Annotated in this window: 19 protein-coding genes and 1 pseudogene; 16 read left to right on the top strand and 4 right to left on the bottom strand. The window is 72.6% G+C overall.

What is annotated here, in order from left to right:
* The first annotated feature begins 277 nt into the window (after positions 1-277).
* The 4 genes from OHV05_RS13040 (at position 278) to OHV05_RS13025 (ending at position 4745) form a co-directional block, all read left to right on the top strand.
* Entirely contained in the window at positions 278-889 is a 612-nt protein-coding gene (locus tag OHV05_RS13040) for a response regulator transcription factor (protein ID WP_014136228.1), read from the top strand.
* A 195-nt stretch (positions 890-1084) separates the two neighbouring features.
* A complete protein-coding gene (gene shbA, locus OHV05_RS13035) occupies positions 1085-1714 on the top strand; it encodes an RNA polymerase sigma factor ShbA (protein ID WP_405017813.1) in 630 nt (209 codons plus the stop codon).
* Between the two features lie 252 nt (positions 1715-1966).
* Positions 1967-3469: an IMP dehydrogenase gene (gene guaB, locus OHV05_RS13030; protein ID WP_403036764.1), complete on the top strand. Its 1503-nt coding sequence runs from the start codon at positions 1967-1969 to the stop codon at positions 3467-3469.
* 151 nt (positions 3470-3620) lie between these two features.
* A complete protein-coding gene (locus tag OHV05_RS13025; protein WP_403036767.1) occupies positions 3621-4745 on the top strand; it encodes a GuaB3 family IMP dehydrogenase-related protein in 1125 nt (374 codons plus the stop codon).
* 55 nt (positions 4746-4800) lie between these two features.
* Here the strand turns inward: OHV05_RS13025 and OHV05_RS13020 are convergent, their stop codons facing one another.
* Entirely contained in the window at positions 4801-5271 is a 471-nt protein-coding gene (locus tag OHV05_RS13020; RefSeq protein WP_405017812.1) for a hypothetical protein, read from the bottom strand.
* A gap of 186 nt (positions 5272-5457) precedes the next feature.
* Here OHV05_RS13020 and OHV05_RS13015 point away from each other — a divergent pair, with 186 nt between their 5' ends.
* Positions 5458-7020, top strand: coding sequence for a serine/threonine-protein kinase (locus tag OHV05_RS13015; protein ID WP_405021455.1), 1563 nt, complete (start codon positions 5458-5460; stop codon positions 7018-7020).
* Between the two features lies 1 nt (position 7021).
* Here OHV05_RS13015 and OHV05_RS13010 read toward each other — a convergent pair whose 3' ends face one another.
* On the bottom strand, positions 7022-7537 hold the full coding sequence (locus OHV05_RS13010; RefSeq protein ID WP_405017811.1) for an SHOCT domain-containing protein: 516 nt from the start codon (positions 7535-7537) through the stop codon (positions 7022-7024).
* Between the two features lie 50 nt (positions 7538-7587).
* On the opposite strand from OHV05_RS13010, the gene OHV05_RS13005 reads away from it, so the two are divergent.
* The 9 genes and pseudogenes from OHV05_RS13005 to OHV05_RS12965 all read left to right on the top strand — a co-directional run bounded on the left by OHV05_RS13005 (position 7588) and on the right by OHV05_RS12965 (position 19851).
* Positions 7588-8613 (top strand): hypothetical protein, encoded by a 1026-nt coding sequence (locus OHV05_RS13005; RefSeq protein WP_405017810.1) that lies wholly within the window; start codon positions 7588-7590, stop codon positions 8611-8613.
* Positions 8614-8667: 54 nt separating this feature from the next.
* A complete protein-coding gene (locus OHV05_RS13000) occupies positions 8668-10236 on the top strand; it encodes a protein kinase domain-containing protein (RefSeq protein ID WP_405017809.1) in 1569 nt (522 codons plus the stop codon).
* Positions 10237-10307: 71 nt separating this feature from the next.
* Positions 10308-11927 (top strand): succinic semialdehyde dehydrogenase, encoded by a 1620-nt coding sequence (locus OHV05_RS12995; RefSeq protein ID WP_405017808.1) that lies wholly within the window; start codon positions 10308-10310, stop codon positions 11925-11927.
* A 26-nt stretch (positions 11928-11953) separates the two neighbouring features.
* A complete protein-coding gene (locus OHV05_RS12990) occupies positions 11954-13720 on the top strand; it encodes a GMC oxidoreductase (RefSeq protein WP_405017807.1) in 1767 nt (588 codons plus the stop codon).
* Positions 13721-13780: 60 nt separating this feature from the next.
* Positions 13781-15349, top strand: coding sequence for a hypothetical protein (locus OHV05_RS12985; RefSeq protein ID WP_405017806.1), 1569 nt, complete (start codon positions 13781-13783; stop codon positions 15347-15349).
* A gap of 742 nt (positions 15350-16091) precedes the next feature.
* Entirely contained in the window at positions 16092-17687 is a 1596-nt protein-coding gene (guaA, locus tag OHV05_RS12980) for a glutamine-hydrolyzing GMP synthase (RefSeq protein ID WP_403036787.1), read from the top strand.
* 163 nt (positions 17688-17850) lie between these two features.
* Positions 17851-18369, top strand: a pseudogene (locus tag OHV05_RS12975) (DoxX family protein); the annotation flags it as partial.
* Between the two features lie 42 nt (positions 18370-18411).
* The gene (locus OHV05_RS12970; RefSeq protein WP_405021454.1) at positions 18412-18900 is read left to right on the top strand and encodes a ubiquinol-cytochrome c reductase iron-sulfur subunit; all 489 of its coding nucleotides are present in this window, start codon (positions 18412-18414) and stop codon (positions 18898-18900) included.
* Positions 18901-18957: 57 nt separating this feature from the next.
* Positions 18958-19851, top strand: a complete 894-nt coding sequence (locus OHV05_RS12965; RefSeq protein WP_405017805.1) for an IS982 family transposase — start codon at positions 18958-18960, stop codon at positions 19849-19851.
* Positions 19852-19886: 35 nt separating this feature from the next.
* On the opposite strand, the gene OHV05_RS12960 is transcribed toward OHV05_RS12965, so the two are convergent.
* Both OHV05_RS12960 and OHV05_RS12955 read right to left on the bottom strand, forming a co-directional pair.
* Entirely contained in the window at positions 19887-20114 is a 228-nt protein-coding gene (locus OHV05_RS12960) for a hypothetical protein (RefSeq protein ID WP_405017804.1), read from the bottom strand.
* Positions 20111-21577, bottom strand: a complete 1467-nt coding sequence (locus tag OHV05_RS12955; protein WP_405017803.1) for a PspC domain-containing protein — start codon at positions 21575-21577, stop codon at positions 20111-20113. The genes OHV05_RS12960 and OHV05_RS12955 overlap by 4 nt, the downstream gene beginning before the upstream one ends.
* 214 nt (positions 21578-21791) lie before the next feature.
* On the opposite strand from OHV05_RS12955, the gene OHV05_RS12950 reads away from it, so the two are divergent.
* Together OHV05_RS12950 and OHV05_RS12945 are read left to right on the top strand one after the other, a co-directional pair.
* Positions 21792-23156 (top strand): PspC domain-containing protein, encoded by a 1365-nt coding sequence (locus OHV05_RS12950; RefSeq protein WP_405021453.1) that lies wholly within the window; start codon positions 21792-21794, stop codon positions 23154-23156.
* Positions 23149-23838 carry a LuxR C-terminal-related transcriptional regulator gene (locus OHV05_RS12945; RefSeq protein ID WP_403036801.1) on the top strand — a complete coding sequence of 230 codons (690 nt, stop codon included), beginning with the start codon at positions 23149-23151 and terminating at the stop codon, positions 23836-23838. Before OHV05_RS12950 ends, OHV05_RS12945 begins: the two co-directional genes overlap by 8 nt.
* Positions 23839-23867: the final 29 nt, after the last annotated feature.

Raw genomic sequence — 23867 nt, 5'->3', positions numbered from 1 at the left:
CATGCGTGTGATCAGCACAAATGCGCGGCGTGTGCACCGCGATGCGGCTGATCGGTAACGGGTCGGCCACGTACAGTGGTGGAGATGGCCCTGAAAGCCGTAACTCATTCGAGTGACGGTCGTTGGAAGTGCGGAGGCGGTTAGCAGGCGCTGGACGTCGGGAACGATCGCGGGAGACCGTCGGTCCGACCGGAGTCCTCCGTCGTTCGGCCGTGTCGGAGAGATTCGTACCAGCCAGGAGGCTCAACGTGACGCGGATCAGCTGCGGAGGACGGTCATGACATCCGTACTCGTCTGCGACGATTCCCCCCTCGCCCGGGAGGCGCTTCGCCGCGCGGTGGCGACGGTCCCCGGTGTCGACCGGGTGACCACGGCGACGAACGGTGAGGAGGTCCTCCGCCGCTGGGTGGCCGACCGCTCCGATCTCGTCCTGATGGATGTCCGGATGCCCGGCCTGGGTGGGGTGGAGACGGTCCGTCGGCTGCTCTCGGCCGACCCGGGGGCCCGGATCATCATGCTCACGGTGGCCGAGGACCTGGACGGGGTCGCGCTCGCGGTCGCCGCCGGGGCCCGGGGATACCTGCACAAGGACGCCTCGCGCGCCGAGCTGCGGGCCACCGTCACCCAGGCCCTGGCCGACCCGACCTGGCGGCTCGCCCCGCGTCGGCTGCGCAGCCCCGACATGGGCGCCGCACCGACTCTGACGGCGCGTGAGATCCAGGTGCTCGAAGGGATGAGCCACGGCCGGAGCAACGCCGAGATCGGGCGCGAGCTGTTCCTCTCCGAGGACACCGTGAAGACGCACGCCAGGCGGCTGTTCAAGAAGCTCGGCGCCTCGGACCGCGCGCACGCGGTGGCGCTCGGTTTCCGCTGGGGCCTGGTCCGCTGACCGGTCCTCATCGGCCCGGCGGCACTTGTGCTCGCTCAGACGTATGACGTTACGGTCCCGAGGCTGCACCATGGAGTAGTGGAGCACCTCGGGGACCAGCGGGCGGAGGCGGCGGTGGGGGAGGCGCATAACGTTCCGATGCACAACTCCGGACGCGGTGCCATGTTTTCCGCTCCGACCAGGCACCATGGACCGATGCGCGACGACGATCCTCCCCGAGTCGGCGGTTCGCCCTCGGCAGGGGTGGGCTCGGTCGAGCTGAGCTCCCTGGTCGCGGCGGCGGTGGCGGGCGAGGGCCCGGCCGTCGAGGCCCTGCTGGCGTACGTCCACCCGCTGGCCCTGCGTTACTGCCGGGGTCGGCTGGTCAGGCTGCCCGGCGGCGCCAGGCACCACGTGGACGACGTGGCCCAGGAAGTCTGTGTGGCCGTGCTCTGCGCGCTGCCCCGGTACAAGGACGAGGGGCGCCCGTTCGAGGCGTTCGTCTACGGGATCGCCGCGCACAAGGTGGCCGATCTGCAGCGGGCCGCGATGCGCGGGCCCGGTTCGACCGTGATCCCGCCGGACGACCTGCCGGAGCTGCCGGACGACGCGCTCGGCCCCGAGGAGCGGGCGCTGCTGAGCAGTGACGCGGCCTGGGCCAAGGAGCTGCTCTCCAATCTGCCGGCCCGTCAGCGCGAGCTGGTGCTGCTCCGGGTGGCCGCCGGGCTGTCGGCGGAGGAGACCGGGGAGGTGCTCGGGATGTCGCCGGGCGCGGTCCGGGTGGCCCAGCACCGGGCGCTCAGCCGGCTCCGCGCGCTGGCCGAGCTGACCGAGGAACCTTCCTGACCTGGAAGGGTTCCGGCCCCGGCGGCGTTGTCAAGGGGGCGCGAGTTCGGCATTCGGGATGCCAGTACCATGGGGTATCGGCGCCTGGGCAGGTCGCCAAAGTTTCGCGGGTGCGCGCGGGGTTCCGTTGGAGGTTCCTCCAGGGCCCGGGTGTCTTGGCGGTCTTAGCTGGTGCCGGTTCGAGAGCAGCGCGCCCGGCACCCTCACCGGGCGCGGCATCAGATCGACGGCCGCCACGGAAGGTCCCCACTCATGTCCTACAACGCCGCAGGCGTACCCGAGAAGTTCGCGATGCTCGGACTGACCTACGACGATGTCCTGCTGCTGCCCGGTGCCTCCGAGGTGCTCCCGAACCAGGTCGACACCTCCTCCCGGGTCTCCCGCAACGTCCGCGTGAACATCCCGCTGCTCTCGGCCGCGATGGACAAGGTGACCGAGGCCCGGATGGCGATCGCGATGGCCCGGCAGGGTGGCGTCGGCGTGCTGCACCGCAACCTCTCGGTCGAGGACCAGGCCAACCAGGTCGACCTGGTCAAGCGTTCCGAGTCCGGCATGGTGACCGACCCGATCACGGTCGGCCCGGAGACCACGCTCGGCGAGGCGGACGCGCTCTGCGCCAAGTTCCGGATCTCCGGTGTGCCGATCGCGGACGAGGCGGGCAAGCTGCTCGGCATCGTCACCAACCGCGACATGGCCTTCGAGTCGGACCGGCACCGCAAGGTCCGCGAGATCATGACCCCGATGCCGCTGATCACCGGCAAGGTCGGCATCTCCGGCGAGGACGCGATGGCGCTGCTCCGCCGTCACAAGATCGAGAAGCTCCCGCTGGTCGACGACGAGGGCCGGATCAAGGGCCTGATCACGGTCAAGGACTTCGTCAAGGCCGAGAAGTACCCGAACGCCGCCAAGGACGCCGAGGGCCGCCTGCTGGTCGGTGCCGCCGTCGGCGCCTCCGCCGAGGCCTTCGACCGGGCCCAGGCCCTGGTCGCCGCCGGGGTGGACTTCCTGGTGGTGGACACCTCGCACGGCCACAGCCACAACGCGCTGTCCTGGATCTCCAAGATCAAGTCGGCCGTCGCGGTCGACGTGGTCGGCGGCAACGTGGCCACCCGGGACGGCGCCCAGGCGCTGATCGACGCGGGCGTGGACGGCGTGAAGGTCGGCGTCGGCCCGGGCTCGATCTGCACCACCCGGGTGGTGGCCGGCATCGGCGTCCCGCAGGTGACGGCGATCTACGAGGCCGCGGTGGCCTGTCAGGCGGCCGGTGTGCCGGTGATCGGTGACGGCGGCCTGCAGTACTCCGGCGACATCGGCAAGGCGCTGGCCGCCGGTGCCGACACGGTGATGCTCGGTTCGCTGCTGGCGGGCTGCGAGGAGTCGCCTGGCGAGCTGCTGTTCATCAACGGCAAGCAGTTCAAGTCCTACCGGGGCATGGGTTCGCTGGGCGCGATGCAGTCGCGCGGCCAGGGCCGCTCGTACTCCAAGGACCGCTACTTCCAGGCCGAGGTCTCCTCGGACGAGAAGCTGATCGCCGAGGGCATCGAGGGCCAGGTCCCCTACCGCGGCCCGCTCTCCACGGTGCTGTTCCAGCTGGTCGGCGGTCTGCGGCAGACCATGGGCTACGTCGGTGCGGCCACCGTCGCCGAGATGGAGTCCAAGGGCCGGTTCGTCCGGATCACCTCGGCGGGGCTCAAGGAGAGCCACCCGCACGACATCCAGATGACGGTCGAGGCGCCGAACTACCACGGGCGCTGAGCCTTCGGAGCACCACGGCAGGGCACCACCCGCGGCAATTCCGCGGGTGGTGCCCTGCCGTTTCGGGTGTCCATGGTGCGGTCGTGGCGAGTGCCACGTGGCCGAGTGCGGGATACTTGGGGCGACCAGCAAGCAGCAGGAAGGGCTCGAAGTGACTGAGATCGAGATCGGGCGAGGCAAGCGCGGCCGCCGGGCGTATTCCTTCGACGACATCGCCGTCGTCCCCAGCCGCCGTACCCGCGACCCGAAGGAGGTCTCGATCGCGTGGCAGATCGACGCCTACCGGTTCGAGCTGCCGTTCCTGGCGGCGCCGATGGACAGCGTGGTCTCGCCCGCGCAGGCCATCGCGATCGGCCAGCTGGGCGGGCTCGGGGTGCTCAACCTGGAGGGTCTGTGGACCCGTTACGAGGACCCGCAGCCGCTGCTGGACGAGATCGCCACCATCTCGGACGAGGCCCAGGCCACCCGTCGGCTGCAGGAGATCTACGCCGCGCCGATCGACCCCGAGCTGATCAAGCAGCGGATCAACGAGGTGCGTGACTCCGGTGTGGTCACCGCCGCCGCGCTCTCGCCGCAGCGCACCGCCGAGTTCTCCAAGGCCGTGGTCGACGCGGGCGTGGACGTCTTCGTGATCCGCGGCACCACGGTCTCCGCCGAGCACGTCTCGGGCGCGGCCGAGCCGCTGAACCTGAAGCAGTTCATCTACGAGCTGGACGTCCCGGTGATCGTCGGTGGCTGCGCCACCTACACCGCCGCGCTGCACCTGATGCGGACCGGCGCCGCCGGTGTGCTGGTCGGCTTCGGCGGCGGCGCCGCGCACACCACCCGGAACGTGCTCGGCATCCAGGTCCCGATGGCCACCGCGGTGGCCGACGTCGCGGCCGCGCGCCGGGACTACATGGACGAGTCCGGCGGCCGGTACGTGCACGTGATCGCGGACGGCGGGGTCGGCTACAGCGGCGACCTGGCCAAGGCGATCGCCTGCGGCGCCGACGCGGTGATGATCGGTGCCGCCCTGGCCCGGGGCACCGACGCGCCCGGCAAGGGCTTCCACTGGGGCATGGAGGCCGTGCACGAGGAGCTGCCGCGCGGGAAGCGGGTGGACCTCGGCACCGTGGGCACCACGGCGGAGATCCTCACCGGCCCGTCGCACACCCCCGACGGCACCATGAACCTGTTCGGCGCGCTGCGCCGGGCGATGGCCACCACCGGCTACTCGGAGCTCAAGGAGTTCCAGCGCGTCGAGGTGACGGTCAACCCCGCGCAGCACCGCTGACGGTGCGTCGACGCCGAAGGCCCCCGCTCGTCGAGCGGGGGCCTTCGGCGTTGCGTCACTTGGCGAACTTGGTGGTGTAGGTGTAGCCGAAGTACACCGCGAAGGCGTAGAACAGCACGTCGATGATGTCGCGGCCGTCCTTCCACACGTCGAAGGTGAGGTCCAGTCGGCTGGTCAGCAGCTCGGTGACGGAGAGGCCGACCTCCTGGTGGCCGAACAGCGCCATCGTGAAGAGCTGGCCGAAGAACAGGCCGACGACGCTGAGCACCGCGCCGGCCACCGGGAGCACCGGGTTCCGGCCGCCGAGCCTGCCGAGGGTGAAGGTGACGGCGGCGGCGATGCCGATCACGGCCCAGCCGATCTCGCGCTCGATCGCCTTGGCGACGAAGCCGTACGCCAGCCCGGCGACGATCGCGGCACCGAGGGCGGCGACGACGGCGACGCCCGCCGCCTGCGGGGCGGCCGGGGCGGGTGCCGGGGCGGTCGGCGGGGCGGGCAGGTCGGCGTTGGGCAGGTCGGTGCTCATGATGGGTGTCCCGTGGGGAGAAGAAGTGAACGACGGCGAACGCTAGCAGTGCGGAAGTGACCGGGAACAGCCATTTTCGATCACGGGTCGAGTACGAACTCCGGTCTGCCCGGGGGCGGCTGACGCGCGGTCGGGGTGACACGACATGATGGGGGCTTGGCCGACCGCACTATGGGGGACGTGGCGATGACCGAGACCGGCGGACGTCTGTTGGGCGGGCGTTACCGGCTGACCGGAGTGCTCGGGCGCGGTGGCATGGGCACGGTCTGGCGGGCCGAGGACGAGATGCTCGGCCGGACGGTCGCGGTCAAGGAACTGCGGATGCACGACGGCGTCGACGAGCAGGACCGGCACCGCCTGGTGGTCCGGACCCTGCGCGAGGCCAAGGCGACCGCCCGGATCAGGCACACGGCGGCGGTGACGGTCTTCGACGTGGTCGAGGAGGACGACCGGCCGTGGATCGTGATGGAGCTGGTCGGCGGCCGCTCGCTGGCCGAGGTGATCAAGGAGGACGGCCCGCTGCCGCCGGTCCGGGCCGCCGAGATCGCCCTCGAGGTACTCGGAGTGCTGTGCGAGGCCCACGAGTTGGGCATCCTGCACCGGGACGTGAAGCCGTCCAACGTGCTGATCGGCGACGACGGCCGGGTGGTGCTGACCGACTTCGGCATCGCCAGCGTGGAGGGCGACACCTCGGTCACCTCCACCGGCATGCTGGTCGGCGCGCCCTCCTACATCTCGCCGGAGCGGGCCCGGGGCCAGAAGCCCGGACCGCCGGCCGACCTGTGGTCGCTGGGCGGCACGCTGTACGCGATGGTCGAGGGCCGCCCCCCGTACGATCGGGGCTCCGCGCTGGCCACCCTGACGGCGGTGATGACCGAGCCGCTGGCCCCGCCGGTGTGCGCCGGGCGGCTGTTGACGCCGCTGATCGAGGGGCTGTTGGAGAAGGACCCGGCGCTGCGGGTGGACGCGGCGGCGGCCCGGGCGGTGCTGCGCCGGGTGGTGGCCGAGGGGACGGTCCGGGCGGAGTCCACCACCGAGGTGGCGGCGATACCGAAGCCGGCACCGTCCCGGCGGACGCTGCTGGCGGTGGCGGCGGTGCTGGTGGTCGCGGTGCTGGTGGCCGGTGCGCTGATGTGGCAGCCGTGGAAGAAGAAGGGCGGCGGCGGCTCGGCGGACGCGGCGAAGACGCCCGCCGTGGCGAGCGCCCCGGCCGCGCCCGGCTCGGCGGCGGCGTCCCCGGCGGCGTCCACCGCTCCCTCCACCGCCCCGTCTGCCGCGCAGAGCCCGACGCCCGCGCCGACGCCGAGTCAGCTGACGGGTTATCGGGAGGTGCACAGTTCGCAGGGCTTCACCGTGAAGGTGCCCGACTGGCTCAAGGATGAAGGCATCAAGGGGGCGCAGCACATCTTCCGGGCCAACGGCAGCACGCTGATCGTGGAGTGGACCGGGGCGCCGGGCCAGAGCGCGCTGGCGGACTGGGAGGGCTCGGACCGGGAGGGGAAGAAGAACTTCCCCGGGTACCAGAGCCTGGGGACCCGGGCGCTCACCTACCGCTCCTGGGCCAACGCGGCCGACTGGGAGTGGACGTACGACAAGAACGGCACCCGCGTGCACTCGCTCAACCGGGGCTTCGTGACCGGCAAGTACGGCTACGCGATCTACTGGACCAGCCCGGAGGCGTCCTGGTCGGGGGCCGACCTGGTGCAGGCCCGGCAGGTGTCCTTCGACAGTTTCCAGCCTGCGCCGTAGCTCAGCCCTGGAGCAGCCTGGCCTTGGCGAGGGCGAACTCCTGGTCGGTGAGCGCCCCGGCGGTGCGCAGGGCGGCCAGCCGCTCCAGGCGGTCCAGCAGGTCGGGGGCCGCGGCGGCGGGGGCCGGGGCGTGGTGGCGGTCGCGGGCGGCCCGGGCGGTGCCGCGGAGCTGCTCGGCGAAGAACTCGGCCTTGCTCACGTCCTCGAAGCGCTGGGCGCCGGTGAGGGCGACCACCTGGAGGATCTCCCCGTTCAGCCGGCTCCTGGTGACGGTCACGTCGGTGACGCCCTCCAGCGGAACCGGCAGCGGGGGCTTGCCGTCCTTCAGGAAGAGCAGGCGGTGCGTGGTGAGGACCAGCGCACCCTTGCGGAAGTGGTCGGGGTGCCGGCCGGCCGTGGCGGCAACGGGCAGTTCGCCGGGCAGGGCGGCCTGCTGCACCGAGTGCAGGGCGGAGCTCTTGTTGTTGTCGCTGCCCAGGGCGTCGAAGGCCACGTCGATCAGATCGGTCCAGTCCATGCTTTCGAGGGTAGCCCGCGTACTGTGGCACCCCTAGGGAGGGACGACGCATGCTGGCCCCGGGGCAGGTGGTGGGCGGGCGGTACCGGGTGACGGACCGTCCGATCGGTGCTGCGGTGCGGGCGGTGGAGCTGCACAGCGGTGAGCTGACCCGGCTGGCGGCGCTCGACCTGCCGGAGCTGTTGAACGAGGAGGACTGGGACGCCGAGCCGTGGACGGGGCTGGCCGAGCGGCTGGCGGCCGGGCTGGCGACGGTGCCGGTGCACCCCCGGCTGCTGCGCGGCTTCGGGGCCTTCGTCGAGGGGCGGCGGCTCTGGGTGGCGGAGGAACTGCCGGCCGGGGTGCCGCTGGCGGAGCTGACCGAGCGGCCCTGGCCGCCGTACCGGGTGGCGGAGTTGGCGGCGGACCTGGCGGGCGCACTGGGTGCGCTGCACCGGGCCGGTCTGGTGCACGGGAACGTTTCGGCGGATTCGGTGCTGGTCGGCGAGGACGGGGCGGCGCTGCTCGGCGGGCTGCTGGCCGGTGCCGCGGAGGAGGGCTTCTGTGCCGCGCTGGGCGGCCCGGTGGCGCGACGGGTGTACGAGGCCCGGGCGGTGCTGCTCGGGGTGCGGGCCGAGCGCTGGGCGCCGGTCGGCGGGGCGGCCGGCGACGGTTGGGCGCTCGGGGTGCTGATGTACCGGCTGCTGACCGGCCACGCACCGTACCCGGAGCGGGAGTTGGGCGAGCTGCTGGCGGCGGTCCGGGACGGGCGGGCGGCTCCGGCGGACGGCTGCGGGCCGCTCCGCCCGGTGGTGGAGGGCCTGTTGGCCGGGGGGTTGACGCTGGGACAGCTGCGTTCCTGGCTGGCCGGGTTCCTGGCCGGGGCGCCGGAGCCGTTCGAGCGGGTGACACCCCTGCTGCCGGTGGTCCGGCCGCGCGGCCCGATGGTGCGCAGGCCGCGGGCGAAGGTCCCGGTGGTGACCGGGGGACGGTCCGGACGGCGGGTCCCCCCGCTGCTGCTCGGCCCGCTGCTGGTGGGTGGAGTGCTGGTGCTGCTGGCAGCAGCCCTGGCGGCGGTGGTCGCGTTCGGCGGCTGATCTAACCTGTGCAGGGAACGTGAATCGAACGCCTGGTACGGGGGAGCAGCCACTGTGGACGCAGGGGACGGGCAGCGGCTGTTGGCCGGCAGATACGCGCTGGGCGAGCGGCTCGGCCGGGGCGGGATGGGGACCGTCTGGCAGGCCAGGGACGAGCTGCTCGACCGCGAGGTGGCGGTCAAGGAGCTGACGGTCAGCCACCTGCCGGAGGAGGAGTTGGAGATCCTCCAGTCCCGGATGAAGCGCGAGGCCAGGGCGGCCGCCCGGATCAAGCACCCCGGCGTGATCACCATCCACGACGTGCTGGAGCAGGACGGCCGGCCGTGGATCGTGATGGAGCTGATCGACGGCCGCTCGCTGGCCGATGTGATCAGCCAGGACGGCACCCTGACGCCCCGGGAGGCGGCCGAGGTCGGCACCCAGGTGCTGGCGGCGCTGCACCGGGGGCACCAACTCGGCGTGCTGCACCGCGACGTGAAGCCCGCCAACGTCCTGCTGGAGCACCACACCGGCCGGGTGGTGCTGCTGGACTTCGGGATCGCCACCTTCGAGGGTTCGGCCGAACTGACCAGGCCGGGGGACCTGGTCGGCTCGCCGGACTACCTGGCGCCGGAGCGGGCCCAGGGCGAGCGGCCCGGCCCGGCGTCGGACCTGTGGGGGCTGGGCGCGACGCTGTACGCGGCGGTCGAGGGCACCTCGCCGTTCCGGCGCAGCTCGCCGATCACCACGCTGGCCGCCGTGGTCGGCGACCCGCTGCCGGAGCCGCGCCGGGCCGGCGCGCTCGGCCCGGTGCTGGCGGCCCTGATGGCCAAGGACCCGGCCGACCGGCCGGGTGCGGACCAGGCGCTGCGGATGCTGGCGGAGGTGACGGCCGGTCACACCGTGGAGATCAAGGCCGCACCGGCGGTCCGGCCGCAGGTGGAGCCGACCCAGGCCGTCCCGGTGGTGGACCGCTCGGAGCCGACCGAACCGGTGGCCGCGCCCGAGCCGCCGACCGAGCGGCTGACCCGCCGTCGGTTCTGGCCCCGGGTGCTGGTGGCCGGGCTGGCCACGGCGGTGCTGGCCGGGGGCGTCACGTACGCGCTGACCAACGGGACGAAGGGCGGCGCGGTGGCGCAGGAGCAGGTGCTGCCGACACCGGGCGCCTCGGTGCCGGCGGCCGCGCCGAAGGGCTACCGCTGGGTGGACGACCCGGCCGGGTTCCGCTTCCTGCTGCCGACCGAGGGCGGCCGGTGGGAGCGTTCGGTGGAGAACAGCCAGATCTACTACTCGCCGGACCCGGTGGCGAACCGCCAGCGCTACCTGCAGTTCGCGGTGGCGGTCGGCCAGTCGCTGGAGCCGATCGCGCACTTCCGGGAGATGGAGCAGTCGGTCAGCAAGGTGAGCAAGGACTACCGGCAGATCGAGCTGACCAAGGTGGAGGTGAACGGGTCGGTGGGCGCGGTCTGGGAGTTCACCTACACCAAGGACGGCAGCCGACGGCACGTCAAGGACGTGGAGTTCCGGGACGCCAAGGGCACCTCGTACACCCTGTTGGTGGCCACCCCGGACGTCGACAAGGACTGGGTAGCCGGACAGCGGATCCTGACCACGGTGCTGAACGAGTTCGTCCCGACCCGATAAAGATCTGCCACAGATAGTTTCCTGTTACCGACGGGTACCGTTCGGGGCCCCGAGCGCCTAGGCTGCGCCCCATGACGGACATCACGGCAGTCGGACAGACCACCGGACGCAACCCCGCCGCCCCGGGCGCGGCCCGGACGGTCGCCTCGGCGGTTCCGGCGGCGCTGGTCGCCCGGCTCGCCCAGGGCGTCACCGCGACCGGGGAGCCCGAGCTGGTGCACACCACCGCCCCGCTCACCGGCGAGCGGCTGGCCACCCTGCCGCAGTCCACCTCGGCCGACGTCGAGGTGGCGTACCAGCTGGCCCGGCGGGCCCAGAAGGCGTGGGCCGCGCTGCCGGTCCGGCGCCGGGCCGGGGTGCTGCTGCGCTTCCACGACCTGCTGCTGAAGCGGCAGGACGAGGTGCTGGACCTGATCCAGGCCGAGACCGGCAAGGCCAGGCTGCACGCCTTCGAGGAGGTGCTCGGCGCCGCGCTGGCCGCCCGGCACTACGGCCGCAAGGCCCCGTCCTACCTGCGCGACCGCCGGCGCGGCGGTGCCATGCCGGTGCTCACGCACACCGTCGAGGCCCGCCGCCCGAAGGGCGTGATCGGCCAGATCTCGCCGTGGAACTACCCGTTGGAGCTCTCGGTCGGCGACGCGCTGCCCGCCTTCGTGGCCGGCAACGCGGTGGTCAACAAGCCGGACACGCAGACCGCGCTGACCGCGCTCTGGGCGCGCGAGCTGCTGATCGAGGCCGGGCTGCCCGCCGACCTCTGGCAGATCGTGATCGGCGACGGCCCGGTCATCGGCCCGGCCGTGGTCGAGCACGCCGACTACGTCTCGTTCACCGGCTCCACCCGGACCGGCCGTGAGGTGGCCCAGCGGGCGGCCGCCCGGCTGATCGGTGCCTCGCTCGAACTCGGCGGGAAGAACGCCCTGTTGGTGCTCGCCGACGCCGACCTGGACAAGGCCGCCGAAGGCGCCGTCCGGGCCTGCTTCTCCTCCGCCGGGCAGCTCTGCATCTCGATCGAGCGGCTCTACGTGCACCGCTCGGTGGCCGAGGAGTTCCTCCGCCGGTTCGCCGAGCGGACCAGCGCGCTGCGGCTCGGCGGCGGCCTGGCCTACGGGGCGGACATGGGATCGCTGGTCTCCGACCGGCAGTTGGAGACCGTCACCCGGCACGTCGAGGAGGCCGTCAAGGCCGGCGCCACCGTGCTGGCGGGCGGTCAGGCCCGACCCGACCTCGGCCCGCTGTTCTTCGAGCCGACCATCCTGGACGGGGTCACCCCCGGGATGGCGGTCTGCGGCGAGGAGACCTTCGGCCCGGTGGTCTCGGTCTACCGTTTCGACACCGAGGACGAGGCGGTCGAGGCGGCCAACTCGACCACGTACGGCCTGAATTCGAGCGTCTGGACGAAGGACGCCCGACGCGGCCGGGCGATCGCGGCCCGGCTGCACACCGGCACCGTCAACGTGAACGAGGCGTATGCCGCCGCCTACGGCTCGGTGGCCGCGCCGATGGGCGGCATGGGCGACTCCGGGCTCGGCCGCCGGCACGGCTCGGACGGCATCCTGCGCTACACCGAGGCGCAGACCATCGCCACCCAGCGGATGCTGCCGATCGCCCCCTCGCTCGGCCTGGACGACGAGAAGTTCGCCGCGATGTTCACCACCAGCCTGAAGGTGCTCAAGGTCCTGCGGTTCAAGTAGTGCCAGTCCTCTAGGAGTTGCAGCTCATGACGCAGGACGCTTTCGACTACGACGTGGTCGTGGTCGGCTCGGGTTTCGGTGGGTCGGTGGCGGCGCTGCGGCTGACCGAGAAGGGTTACCGGGTCGCGGTGCTGGAGGCCGGCCGGCGGTTCGGCCGGGACGAGCTGCCGAAGAACTCCTGGGACACCAGGAACTACCTCTGGGCCCCCGCCCTCGGCCTGTACGGCATCCAGCGGATCCACCTGCTGGCCAACGTGCTGGTGCTGGGCGGGGCCGGGGTCGGCGGCGGTTCGCTGAACTACGCGAACACCCTGTACGTCCCGCCGAAGCCGTTCTTCGAGGACCGGCAGTGGAAGCACATCACCGACTGGCAGGAGGAGTTGGGCCCGTTCTACGACCAGGCCCAGCGGATGCTCGGGGTGCGCACCAACCCGACCGTCACCCCCTCCGACGTCCACCTCAAGGCCGCCGCCGAGACGATGGGCGTCGGCGACACCTTCCACCTGGCCCCGGTCGGGGTCTTCTTCGGCGACGGCCGGGACGCCGACGGCGAGGCCAGGGTGGCGCCGGGCGCCGAGGTCGAGGACCCGTACTTCGGTGGTGCCGGGCCGAAGCGGAAGTCCTGCATCGAGTGCGGCGAGTGCATGACCGGCTGCCGGCACGGGGCGAAGAACACCCTGACCGAGAACTACCTCTACCTGGCCGAGCGGAACGGCGCCGAGATCCACCCGCTCACCACGGTCGCCCGGCTGCGCGAGATCGAGGGCGGTTTCGCGGTCGACGTCCGGCGCACCGACTCCCGCTCCAAGGACCGGGAGAAGGCGGGCGCCCGGACCGTCACCGCCGCCAAGGTGGTGGTCGCGGCAGGCACCTACGGCACCCAGACGCTGCTGCACCGGATGCGCGACACCGGCCACCTGCCGGGCATCTCGGCCCGGCTGGGCGAGCTGACCCGGACCAACTCCGAGGCGCTGGTGGGGGCTTCCACCACCGACCGGCGGTACGGCGAGCGGGTCGACTTCACCAAGGGGGTGGCGATCACCTCCTCGATCCACCCGGACGAGAACACCCACATCGAGCCGGTCCGGTACGGCCGGGGCTCCAACGCGATGGGCGCGCTCAGCGTGCAGCAGGTCCCCGGGGTCGGGCGCGGGCCGCGCTGGCTGCGGTACGCCGTCACGGCGGCCACCCACCCGGTGATCTTCGCCCGGTCGATGAACCAGCACCGCTGGTCGGAGAAGACCATCATCGGCCTGGTGATGCAGTCGCTGGACAACTCGATCACCGTCTCGCTGAAGAAGTCCGGCCTCGGCAAGGGCAAGCTGACCTCCCGGCAGGGGCACGGCGCACCGAACCCGACGTACATCCCGGCCGCCGAGGCGGGTGCCCGGGCGCTGGCCGAGTCGATCAACGGCTTCGCCGGCAGCACGGTCGGCGAGATCTTCGACATCCCGATGACCGCCCACTTCCTCGGCGGCTGCCCGATCGGCGACAGCCCCGAGCACGGCGTGGTCGACCCGTACCACCGGCTCTTCGGTCACCCCGGGATCAGTGTGGTGGACGGTTCGGCGATCTCCGCCAACCTCGGCGTCAACCCCTCGCTCACCATCACCGCGCAGGCCGAGCGGGCGATGTCGATGTGGCCGAACAAGGGTGACGCGGACACCCGGCCCGCGCAGGGCGAGGAGTACCGGCGGGTTCCGGCGGTCGCCCCGCAGGCCCCGGCCGTCCCGAAGGGGGCCTTCGGCGAGCTGCTGATCCCGGTGCCGAAGGTGCCGAAGCGGCGGGCTTGACGGGTGGTTGACACCCGATCAGGGGCGGTGGGATAAACGGCCCCTGACGAGGGGGGACGAATGGCGGTCTGTGAGGGGTGCGGCGCGGCCTCGGCCGAGGGGGCACCGCGCTGCGCGGCGTGCGGGCGTTCGTTCGCGATCGGCGAGGTCGAGTTCGGCGGCGGTGGCCTCACCGCCCCATCGCAGCAAGGCAGTTGGGGCGCCGGAGTGGTGGTCGAACCGTCGCGCCGGCCGGTCGTGCTGCGCTGGTTCGTCGAGGCCGACTGGCGCCCGGCCCTGCGGGTGGTGGCCGGCCCGACCGCGCTGCTCCCGGTGGCCGCGCTGTTGCTGGCGTTCGGCCTGGACAGCGGGGTGAGCACCGGTTTCGGCACCCGCTTCGGGGTCGGACTCGCCGTCGTGCTGGCCGCCTTCGGCGGCCCGGTCACCACCGGCTCGCAGATCGGTGGCGGCAGCTTCGCCCCGGAGCTGGTCAGCCGGGTCCAGGTACTGCCGATGACGGTGACGCTGCTCTGGGTGCTGGCGTTCGGCCTCGGCCTGCGGGCGGACCGGCGGCGCCTGACCCCAGAGCAGACCGGGCGCGAGCTGCTCGCCCGGGCCGCGCGCCCGGTGCTGCTCGCCGTCCTGGCCACCGCCCTGCTCGGGCTGCTCGCCGGGGCCGACGACAGCCCGGGCCGGCCGTCCGGCACGGGGGCGCGCACCGAGGCCGGCACCGGCATGCTCGGGTGGCTGTTCTCGTACGGCTACGCCGACCACGTGGTGGTCTCGGCGGGCACCGGCTGGGCCGTGCTCGGCACCGCGCTGCTGGCCGGGCTGACGGCCGCCGCGGTGTACGGCGCGGACAACTGGCGCCGGCTGGCGGGCGGTTGGGCGGCGAGCGGAGCGGCGGCGGGCCGCGCGCTGCTGGGGTCGGTGGGTGCGGCGGCGCTGGTGGCGCTGCTGCTGGCCGGGGCCCGGCTGCCGCTGGAGGTGACGCTGGTCGGCCTGGCCGTGCTGCCCAACGCGGGGCTGGCCCTGCTCGGGTTCGGCTCCGGCGCGACGGCGGGTTTCCGGACCGAACGCAGCGGGATGGCGGGGTACGACCTGCGGACCGCCGAGAACGACGGCTTCTCCCTGTTCGACCTGGGCGGGCAGAGCGGGCACTGGCGCTGGACGGTGCTGCTCGCGCTGGCCGGGGCCGCTCTGCTCGGCTGGACGGTGCGCCGGTTCGACCTGGCCGGACGGGTACGGGCGGCGGGCCTGTACTGGGCCGGGGCGAGTCTGCTGACGGCGGTCGGCGGGATGGTCCAGCAGAGCTCCTTCCGGTTGCCGGGGCCGCCCGGGCGGGAACTGGGCTCCGACGCCCGGGAGCTGGCCGAGCTGACCTCGCGGACCACGCTCGGGCTGGCCCTGGGCTCGGTCCTGCTGGCCCAGCTGTGCTGGACGGTACTGGGCGCGTTCGTGCTGCCGGCGCTGCTCGGCCGGTGGCGCGGCCCGCTGGCCGCCGCCCCGATGACACCCGGTCAGGGGACCGGTCCCGGCCCGGTGGTGGTGCCGCCCAGACCCACGGCCGCGCCCGTCGAGGTGCCGCGGCAGCCCCCGCAGCTGCCGTTCGCCGGTGAGGTGCTGGACTCGCACGCGTCGGACCGGTAGCCGGACGGGCAAAGGGCCCCGCGGGGGAACGGGGCCCTTTGTCGTTCAGCACACGGCGTCAGGGCGGCGCCGGTGCTGCGGTGACGGCGCCGGGGGATGAGCGCCGTCCGGAAGGATGGTCCAGGTGCGGGGCGGTCCTTAACGGAGCGTGATGTTCATGCTGACGACAGGTCAACCCCGCACCCAGCATCGTGCTGGACGGAGCCCCGGGTCTGCAACCGGTTCGACGCAGTTCGGTACAGTCCGTCTCGTACTCGGTCGGACCGGCGTACCCTGCCCGACGGTTCGGATGCGGGCGAGTCCGACCGGAAGGTCGACTACGCTCCGTAGTAGTGGCTTGTTGGGACGGGTCGGGAGCTCCAGAGGTACGGCGGCCGGAGCCCGGCGTCCCGGACGTCGGCCGCCGTACCTCTTTCACTGGTTTCAGTCGTGCCCGGGCGGCTGTCCCCTGCCGATCCGGTCACACCACCCGCGCACGGTCCCACGGCGAGCCGTCCCCGACAGGGGAGCGGCGCGCCACGCGCGCCGGTGGACTGAGAGATCCACGCGCATGGGTCGGGTTCGACCGCCCGGCCGGCTCCGCGCCTGGCAGGCGCGACCCGGAAGGTGCGGTCGTCAGGAGCAACGATCCTGCGCGGCGCCGGTCACGCCGGGCGGCGCGGGCATGCGGGTGAAACAGGGCCGGTGCGGCGGCCGGTAGAATCGGCAGTGACACCCCCACACCGCTGCCGGAAGGCCGTCCGTGTCCTCTGCTACTCCCGACCAGTCCGCTGCCGAGCTCGACACCGTGCTGGTGGTCGACTTCGGCGCCCAGTACGCCCAGCTCATCGCCCGTCGGGTGCGTGAGGCCCGGGTCTACAGCGAGATCGTCCCGAGCACCATGCCGGTGGCCGAGATGCTCGCCAAGAACCCGAAGGCGATCATCCTGTCCGGTGGCCCCTCCTCGGTCTACGAGGACGGCGCGCCCCGCCTGGACCGCGCGATCTTCGAGGCCGGGGTCCCGGTCTTCGGCATGTGCTACGGCTTCCAGCTGATGGCCATCACGCTCGGCGGCACCGTCGACAACTCCGGTGCCCGCGAGTACGGCCGCACCGAACTGCACGTCAGCAAGTCCGGCTCGACCCTGTTCGAGGGCACCCCGGCCGAGCAGTCGGTCTGGATGTCGCACGGCGACGCCTGCTCGGCCGCCCCCGAGGGCTTCACCGTCACCGCGTCCACCGACGTGGTCCCGGTCGCCGCCTTCGAGAACGACGAGAAGAAGCTGTACGGCGTCCAGTACCACCCTGAGGTGCTGCACTCCACGCACGGCCAGCAGATCCTGGAGCACTTCCTCTACCGGGGTGCCGGGATCGCGCCGAACTGGACCACCGTCAACGTGGTGGACGAGCAGGTCGCGCTGATCCGCGAGCAGGTCGGCTCCAAGCGCGCCATCTGTGGCCTCTCCGGCGGCGTGGACTCCGCGGTCGCGGCCGCGCTGGTGCAGCGGGCCATCGGTTCGCAGCTCACCTGCGTCTACGTGGACCACGGTCTGATGCGCAAGGGCGAGACCGAGCAGGTCGAGAAGGACTTCGTCGCCGCCACCGGCATCCAGCTCAAGGTGGTCGACGCCCAGGAGCGCTTCCTGACCGCGCTGGCCGGGGTCACCGACCCCGAGGAGAAGCGCAAGATCATCGGCCGGGAGTTCATCCGGGTCTTCGAGCAGGCCCAGGCCGAGATCGTGGCCGAGGCCGGCGAGCACGGCGAAGAGGTCGAGTTCCTGGTCCAGGGCACCCTGTACCCGGACGTGGTGGAGTCCGGTGGCGGCACCGGCACCGCCAACATCAAGTCGCACCACAACGTCGGCGGGCTGCCCGAGGACCTGCAGTTCAAGCTGATCGAGCCGCTGCGCAAGCTGTTCAAGGACGAGGTCCGGATGGTCGGCCAGGAGCTCGGCCTGCCGGAGGAGATCGTCCAGCGCCAGCCGTTCCCCGGCCCCGGCCTGGGCATCCGGATCGTCGGCGAGGTCACCAAGGAGCGGCTCGACCTGCTCCGCGAGGCCGACGCGATCGCCCGCGAGGAGCTCACCCTGGCCGGCCTGGACCGCGAGATCTGGCAGTGCCCGGTGGTCCTGCTGGCGGACGTCCGCAGCGTCGGCGTCCAGGGCGACGGCCGCACCTACGGTCACCCGATCGTGCTCCGTCCGGTCTCCTCCGAGGACGCCATGACGGCCGACTGGTCCCGCCTGCCGTACGAGGCGCTGGCGAAGATCTCGACCCGGATCACCAACGAGGTCAAGGACGTCAACCGGGTGGTGCTGGACGTCACCAGCAAGCCCCCGGGCACCATCGAGTGGGAGTAGTCCTCCCGCGCATTGAACGGCCGCGCCGCCACCCCCGTACTGAAGGGGGTGGCGGCGCGGCCGTTCAATGCGCGGGGCCGTGCCACCGAAACAGCGGTGCAACGGGCAGAATCGGACCGGACCTGTCAGCAGTTGACGGGCCGTGAGCGAAGGGTGTCGGCACATGGCGGTGGGGCATGGTGGGCCGGAACAGTCGGGAAGAGCCGAACGGGCGGCGCAGCGACGGGAGCTGGGCACCCGGTACGCACTGCTGCCGCTCCGGCTGTTCCTCGGGCTGACCTTCGTCTACGCCGCCTTCGACAAGCTCTCGGACTCGCACTACCTGGCCGGGGCCGGTGACGCGGCCTCCTTCGTCTCGCAGACCACCGCCGTCAAGCCGCTCAGCCCGATCGGCTGGGCGCTCGGACCGGCCCTGGACCACCCCACCCCGTTCGCGCTGGCGATCGCCTTCGGCGAGCTGGCGGTCGGCCTGGGCACCCTGTTCGGCCTGTGGGGCCGGATCGCGGCCACCGGCGGTGCGCTGGTCAGCCTCAGCCTCTGGCTGACCGTCAGCTGGAACGTCGAGCCGTACTACCTCGGCAACGACCTGGTCTACCTGATGGCCTGGCTGCCGTTGGTGCTGGCGGGCACCCCGTACCTGTCGGTGGACGGGTACCTGGCCCGGCGGGCCGGCCGGGACCGCGGGCGCGGCCTGGCCGAGGACCAGGTCCGCCGCCGGGCCCTGGTGGACGGCGGCATCGCGGCCGTCGCGCTGGGCGGGGCCGGGCTGCTGGCCGGCTCGCTGACCGCCACCTTCGGCCGGGACACCAGGACCACCGCCGCGCCTGGCCCGACGCCGACCGCGCCCGCCGCCTCGCCGGGCGCCGGCGGTACCACCGGCACCAGCGGCGGCGCCGGCGGTGCCAAGGTGTCGGTCGCCGCCGCGAGCGTCCCGGTCGGCGGGTCGGCCCAGGTGAAGGACCCGGCCTCCGGGGACGTGGTCTACATCGTGCAGCCGAAGGCGGGGCAGTACTGCGGCTTCTCCTCGGTCTGCACGCACTCCGGCTGCGCCGTGGACGCCCCGAAGAACAACCAGCTGTACTGCCCGTGCCACGGCTCGAGGTTCGACGCCACCACCGGCGCGGTGATCAACGGACCGGCGACCAAGCCGCTGCCCAAGTACACCGTCACCAAGAACGGCGACCAGCTGGACCTGGGCGCGGTGCAGTCCTAGACGAGTAGATCCGAAGTTCTGGCCCGCCAAAGGGCAGAGGGTGTCCAAGATCAGTTTGTGACGACCGACCTGAACACCCTCTTGACCGCACTTTACGTGAAGATCGACGACGAGATCGGAGGAACTCGATGGATGGGACGACCGCCCCTGCTCAGCGATTCCGAACTCGTCTGTCTCGCGGTCGCCCAGGCCCTGCTCGGCTACCACTCCGAAGCCCGCTGGCTGCGCTACGCCCGCAAGAACCTGTCCGACATGTTCCCCTACCTGCCCCAACGGCCGGGCTACAACAAGCGGTTGAAGTCAGCACTGCCACTGCTCAAGCGCATGATCCGGGAACTCGCCATGGACAGCGACTTCTGGACCGACACGGTCTGGATCGCCGACTCGACCCCGGTGCCCTGCGGCATGTCCCGCCCGACCGTCCAGCGATCCAACCTGGCCGGCTGGGCCGGCTACGGCTACTGCGCCTCCCACTCCCGCTTCTTCTGGGGCCTGCGCCTGTACCTGGTGTGCACTCCTACCGGGATGCCGATCATGTGGGCACTGGCCAACCCGAAGATCGGCGAACGCGAGGTTCTGGCGGCAATGCTCGAAGTCGACGCCGACCTGGTCGCCGGACGCGAGGGCATCCTGCTCATCACGGACAAGGGCTTCGCCTCCAAACCGTTCGAGAAGGACCTCGCCGAGCAGGGCATCGAGCTCCTGCGTCCGTCACTCAAGCGTGAGAAGAAGCGGTACGGCGAGCCGATGCTCAAGAAGGTCCGCCAGCTGATCGAGTCGGTCAACGACACCCTCAAAGGGCAGCTTGACCTGGAACAACACGGCGGACGGACCTTCGAGGGCGTTGCCGTCCGGGTGACCCAGCGGGTCCTCGCGATGGCCGCCGGCATCTGGCACAACGACCTGATCGGCGCACCGGTCACCCGCTCGCTGATCGCCTACGACCACTAATCACATCGGATCTACTCGTCTAGGAGCCCTCCGGCTCAGTCGGTGGAGTCGGCCGGCGGTTCCCCGGCCGACCGGCCGCGCCGGGACATCGCGGTCACCGCGCCGGCCAGCCCGGCCGTGCCGAGCACGATGAAGGTGACCGGCAGCACGATCCGGGCGTTCACCGCGCGGTCGTTCAGCGAGGCGACCAGGTAGACCACCGCGACCACGGTGAACAGGGCGCCGGTGAGCAGCGAGTAGACGTCGAGCCGGTGCTTCTTCATGCCTGCACCACCGTCAGGTCGCCGAGGCCGAGCGTGAGGGTGAGGTCGAGCGTCCCCTTGGACGCCCGGCCGTCGGTCGGATGCAACTGGTACTCCAGGTTGTTGCCCGCCCCCGAGGACAGGCTGCGGTCGGCGACCCGGACGTCGCCCAGGGCCGTGTGCAGGGTCAGCCGGACGTCCACGTCGCCGGGCACGGTCACCCGGAGGTCACCGGCGCCGAGCCGGGCCGCCGTGGTGACGGTGCCGCCCGCCGGGTCGACCGCGCTCAGGTCGAAGGTGGCGTCACCCGCGCCGAGCCGGTACTCGGACTGCACCTGGGCGACCGAGGCGGGCGCCCAGACCCGGTCCCCGAAACTCCCCTCCAGGGTGATGTCCGAGCCGGACGCCGCGGCCAGCGCGATGGTCAGCAGCAGGGCGGGCACGGTCAGCCCGCGGGCCCGGCCGTACCGGGCGCCGCACAGGATCACCGCCCCGAGCGCCAGCAGCGCGGCCGCCAGCACGGTGGAGAGCCGTACCTGCTCGCCCTGACTCCGCATCAGCCACCAGGTCAGCGTGCCCGCCCCGCCGGCCAGCAGCAGCCCGGTCGGGCCCAGCAGGGACCGCTCCCGGCGCTTCCGGCACCGCGCCGCGGCCGCCGGTCGGGCCGGCGGCAGCGGCGCGGCCGGGCCGCTCTTGCGCAGCGGGTCGCCGGACGGCAGATCGGTGCGCTGCCACCACGGCAGCGGCTCGTGCGGCGGACGCGGGGCCTGCGGGGCCGACGGCGGCTGGGGGGGCTGCCCGGCGTACGGGTTGCGCTCCGGGTGCCGCGGGTCCCAGAGGTAGCCGGACGGCCCCGGCGGCGGGGTGTCGGCCGGCACGGTGCCCGCGGACCGCTCCCTGACGTGCTGCTCGGCCACCCGCTCGCGCCAGTCGGCCGGGGTGCCGCCGAGGCCGTACGGGTGGCCGCTGTCGTCGACCGGCCGGTCGTACGGCCCGTCCTGCGGGTGGTGGAAGCGCCGGCCGAAGCGGCTCCGGCGGCGGCGCTCCGGGTCGTACCGGACGGCCAGCAGGATCAGGCCGCCGAGCAGCAGGATCGGGAAGAGCTGGCCGCCGTCGCCCATCGAGGAGAAGAACACCCCGGTGCCGATCACGGTCAGCAGCACCGCGCCGATCGACTGCCCGTCCACCCGGCCGGTCAGCACGCGCTGCAGCTCGGTCCGGCCCGGCCGGCCGTCGGTGGCCGGCTCGCGCGGCACGATCAGCCAGGCCAGTCCGTACAGGAACAGGCCGAGGCCGCCGGAGAGGCAGAGCACCGCGATCACCACCCGGAACACCACCGGGTCGATGTCCAGGTGCCGTCCGAGACCGCCGCACACCCCGGCCACCACCCGGTGGCGTTCGCTGCGGGTCAGCGGCGGGCGCTGCCGCTCCGGGTCGGCCGATGAGCCCGTCGGGCCCGGCGCGGTGATCTGGTCGTCCGTCATGTCCTCCATCCTGCTGGTCCGGCCGCTCGTGCCCAACCTTCCGGTGCCCGGTACGGACCCTGATCTCTCCCTGAGAAGGATCGGGGTGTCACCCTGATGCGCCGGGGGCGGCGGACGTGTGACCATCGGTGGCGTGGCAGCACCCGGCACCGACCCCAGACCCCTCGCACCCGACGGCCCGCGCGTCCCTGACGCACCGTCGGCCGACCTCGGGGTGGCGCCCCCGCCGTACCGCCGGCTCTACCGGAGCCCGCACGGGCGGATGCTCGGCGGCGTGGCGCACGGCCTGGCGCTGCACCTCGGCCTGCCGGTCACCTGGGTCCGGGTCGCCTTCGTGCTGCTGTTCTTCGCGCAGGGGATCGGGGTGCTGCTGTACGCGGCGTTCTGGTTCGTGGTGCCGATCGGCATCGGCCAGCCCGCGCCCGGCGGCGGGCCGCGCTGGGCGTACGTCAACGGCGGGTTCGTGCCCGCCGACGCGGTGGTCGGCGGCGCCGAGCTGCGCAAGGGCCGGCCGCGCCGGGTCGGCCGACTGCGCGAGCTGCTGCAGCGCACCTTCCACGGCGAGACGGCGGTCGCCGGGGAGCTCGGCACGGACGCCCGGCCGACCCGGGGCGGCCTCGGCCAGCTGCTCGCGCTGCTGCTGCTGGTGGTCGGGATCATGGCGCTGCTCAGCGCCCTGCACATCCAGACCGCGAAGCCGTACGTCTGGCCGCTGCTCACCATCGGCGTCGGCGTCGCCCTGGTCTGGCGGCAGGCCGACGACTCGCGCTGGCAGCGCTGGTTCGGTCTGGAGGAGGGCACCAAGCGGCGGGCCGCGTACACCAGGGTCGGCGCGGGCGTGCTGCTGGTGGTCGCGGGCACCGTCGGCTTCCTGATCATCCAGGGAGGGGACTCCACGGTCTCCTCGGTGATCGAGGCCGCGCTCGCGGTGCTGGCCGGGGTGCTGGTGCTGGTCGGCCCGTACGCGCTGCGGCTGTGGCAGGACCTCGGCACCGAGCGGACCGCCCGGATCAGGGCCCAGGAGCGGGCCGAGATCGCCGCCCACGTGCACGACTCGGTGCTGCACACCCTGACCCTGATCCAGCGCAACGCCGACGACGCCAAGGAGGTGCTCCGGCTCGCCCGGGCCCAGGAACGGGAGTTGAGGCTCTGGCTGTACCGCCCGGAGGCCGCCGCCGAGGCCGCGCCGGACACCCTGGCCGAGCGGATCCGCTCGGTGGTGGCCGAGGTGGAGGACCTGCACGGGGTGGCCGTCGAGTTGGTCTGCGTCGGCGACTGCCCGATGGACGACCGGATCGCCGCCCAGATCCAGGCCGCGAGGGAGGCGACGGTCAACGCCGCCAAGTACGGTGGCGGGGGACCGGTCCAGGTCTACGCCGAGGTGGAGGGGCGCACGGTGTCGGTGTTCGTCCGCGACCACGGGCCCGGCTTCGACCCCGACAGCGTGCCGGAGGACCGGATGGGCGTACGGGAGTCGATCATCGGCCGGATGAAGCGCAACGGCGGCACCGCGAGGGTGCGGCCCGCGCCGGACGGCGGGACCGAGGTCGAGCTGGAGATGGAGAGAGCAGATGACTGACGCTGTGTCAGGGGCCGGGCCGGATCGTGTGGCCAGGGTCGTCCTGGTGGACGACCACCGGATGTTCAGGACCGGGGTGCGGGCCGAGATCGGCCGTACCGAGGTCACCGGCATCGACGTGGTCGGGGAGGCCGACGACGTCGAGTCGGCGATCCAGGTGGTGGCCGAGACCCGGCCGGACGTGGTGCTGCTCGACGTCCACCTGCCCGGCGGCGGCGGGGTCGAGGTGCTGCGCCGCTCCGCCCCGCTGATGTCCGACCCGAAGGGGGTCCGGTTCCTGGCGCTGTCGGTCTCCGACGCCGCCGAGGACGTGATCGGCGTGATCCGCGGCGGCGCCCGGGGCTACGTCACCAAGACCATCACCGGCACCGACCTGGTCAACGCGATCTTCCGGATTTCGGACGGCGACGCGGTGTTCTCGCCCCGGCTGGCCGGCTTCGTGCTGGACGCCTTCGCCGCCACCGACACCCCGCCGGTCGACGAGGACCTGGACCGCCTGACCCAGCGCGAGCGCGAGGTGCTCCGGCTGATCGCGCGCGGGTACGCGTACAAGGAGATCGCCAAGCAGCTCTTCATCTCGGTGAAGACGGTGGAGTCGCACGTCTCGGCGGTGCTGCGCAAGCTCCAGCTGAGCAACCGTCACGAGCTCACCCGCTGGGCGACGGCCCGCCGGCTGGTCTGACACCCGGCCGCTCCGTCGGCCTGCCGGTA

Origin of the sequence: Kitasatospora sp. NBC_00070, from assembly GCF_045041205.1 — a bacterium.
GTDB lineage: Bacteria > Actinomycetota > Actinomycetes > Streptomycetales > Streptomycetaceae > Kitasatospora.
Note: the sequence above shows the minus strand (reverse complement) of the source record. Positions and strands in the feature narration are given on the sequence as shown.

Excerpts from the sequence above, each read along its gene's own strand:
- OHV05_RS12960 (WP_405017804.1), bottom strand. The coding sequence starts at position 20,114 with ATGAAGAAGCACCGGCTCGACGTCTACTCGCTGCTCACCGGCGCCCTG.
- OHV05_RS13015 (WP_405021455.1), top strand. The coding sequence starts at position 5,458 with ATGACCGAGACCGGCGGACGTCTGTTGGGCGGGCGTTACCGGCTGACC.
- OHV05_RS12955 (WP_405017803.1), bottom strand. The coding sequence starts at position 21,577 with ATGACGGACGACCAGATCACCGCGCCGGGCCCGACGGGCTCATCGGCC.
- guaB (WP_403036764.1), top strand. The coding sequence starts at position 1,967 with ATGTCCTACAACGCCGCAGGCGTACCCGAGAAGTTCGCGATGCTCGGA.
- OHV05_RS12990 (WP_405017807.1), top strand. The coding sequence starts at position 11,954 with ATGACGCAGGACGCTTTCGACTACGACGTGGTCGTGGTCGGCTCGGGT.
- OHV05_RS13020 (WP_405017812.1), bottom strand. The coding sequence starts at position 5,271 with ATGAGCACCGACCTGCCCAACGCCGACCTGCCCGCCCCGCCGACCGCC.
- OHV05_RS12985 (WP_405017806.1), top strand. The coding sequence starts at position 13,781 with ATGGCGGTCTGTGAGGGGTGCGGCGCGGCCTCGGCCGAGGGGGCACCG.
- OHV05_RS13040 (WP_014136228.1), top strand. The coding sequence starts at position 278 with ATGACATCCGTACTCGTCTGCGACGATTCCCCCCTCGCCCGGGAGGCG.
- OHV05_RS12945 (WP_403036801.1), top strand. The coding sequence starts at position 23,149 with ATGACTGACGCTGTGTCAGGGGCCGGGCCGGATCGTGTGGCCAGGGTC.
- OHV05_RS12995 (WP_405017808.1), top strand. The coding sequence starts at position 10,308 with ATGACGGACATCACGGCAGTCGGACAGACCACCGGACGCAACCCCGCC.
- OHV05_RS13005 (WP_405017810.1), top strand. The coding sequence starts at position 7,588 with ATGCTGGCCCCGGGGCAGGTGGTGGGCGGGCGGTACCGGGTGACGGAC.
- shbA (WP_405017813.1), top strand. The coding sequence starts at position 1,085 with ATGCGCGACGACGATCCTCCCCGAGTCGGCGGTTCGCCCTCGGCAGGG.
- OHV05_RS13010 (WP_405017811.1), bottom strand. The coding sequence starts at position 7,537 with ATGGACTGGACCGATCTGATCGACGTGGCCTTCGACGCCCTGGGCAGC.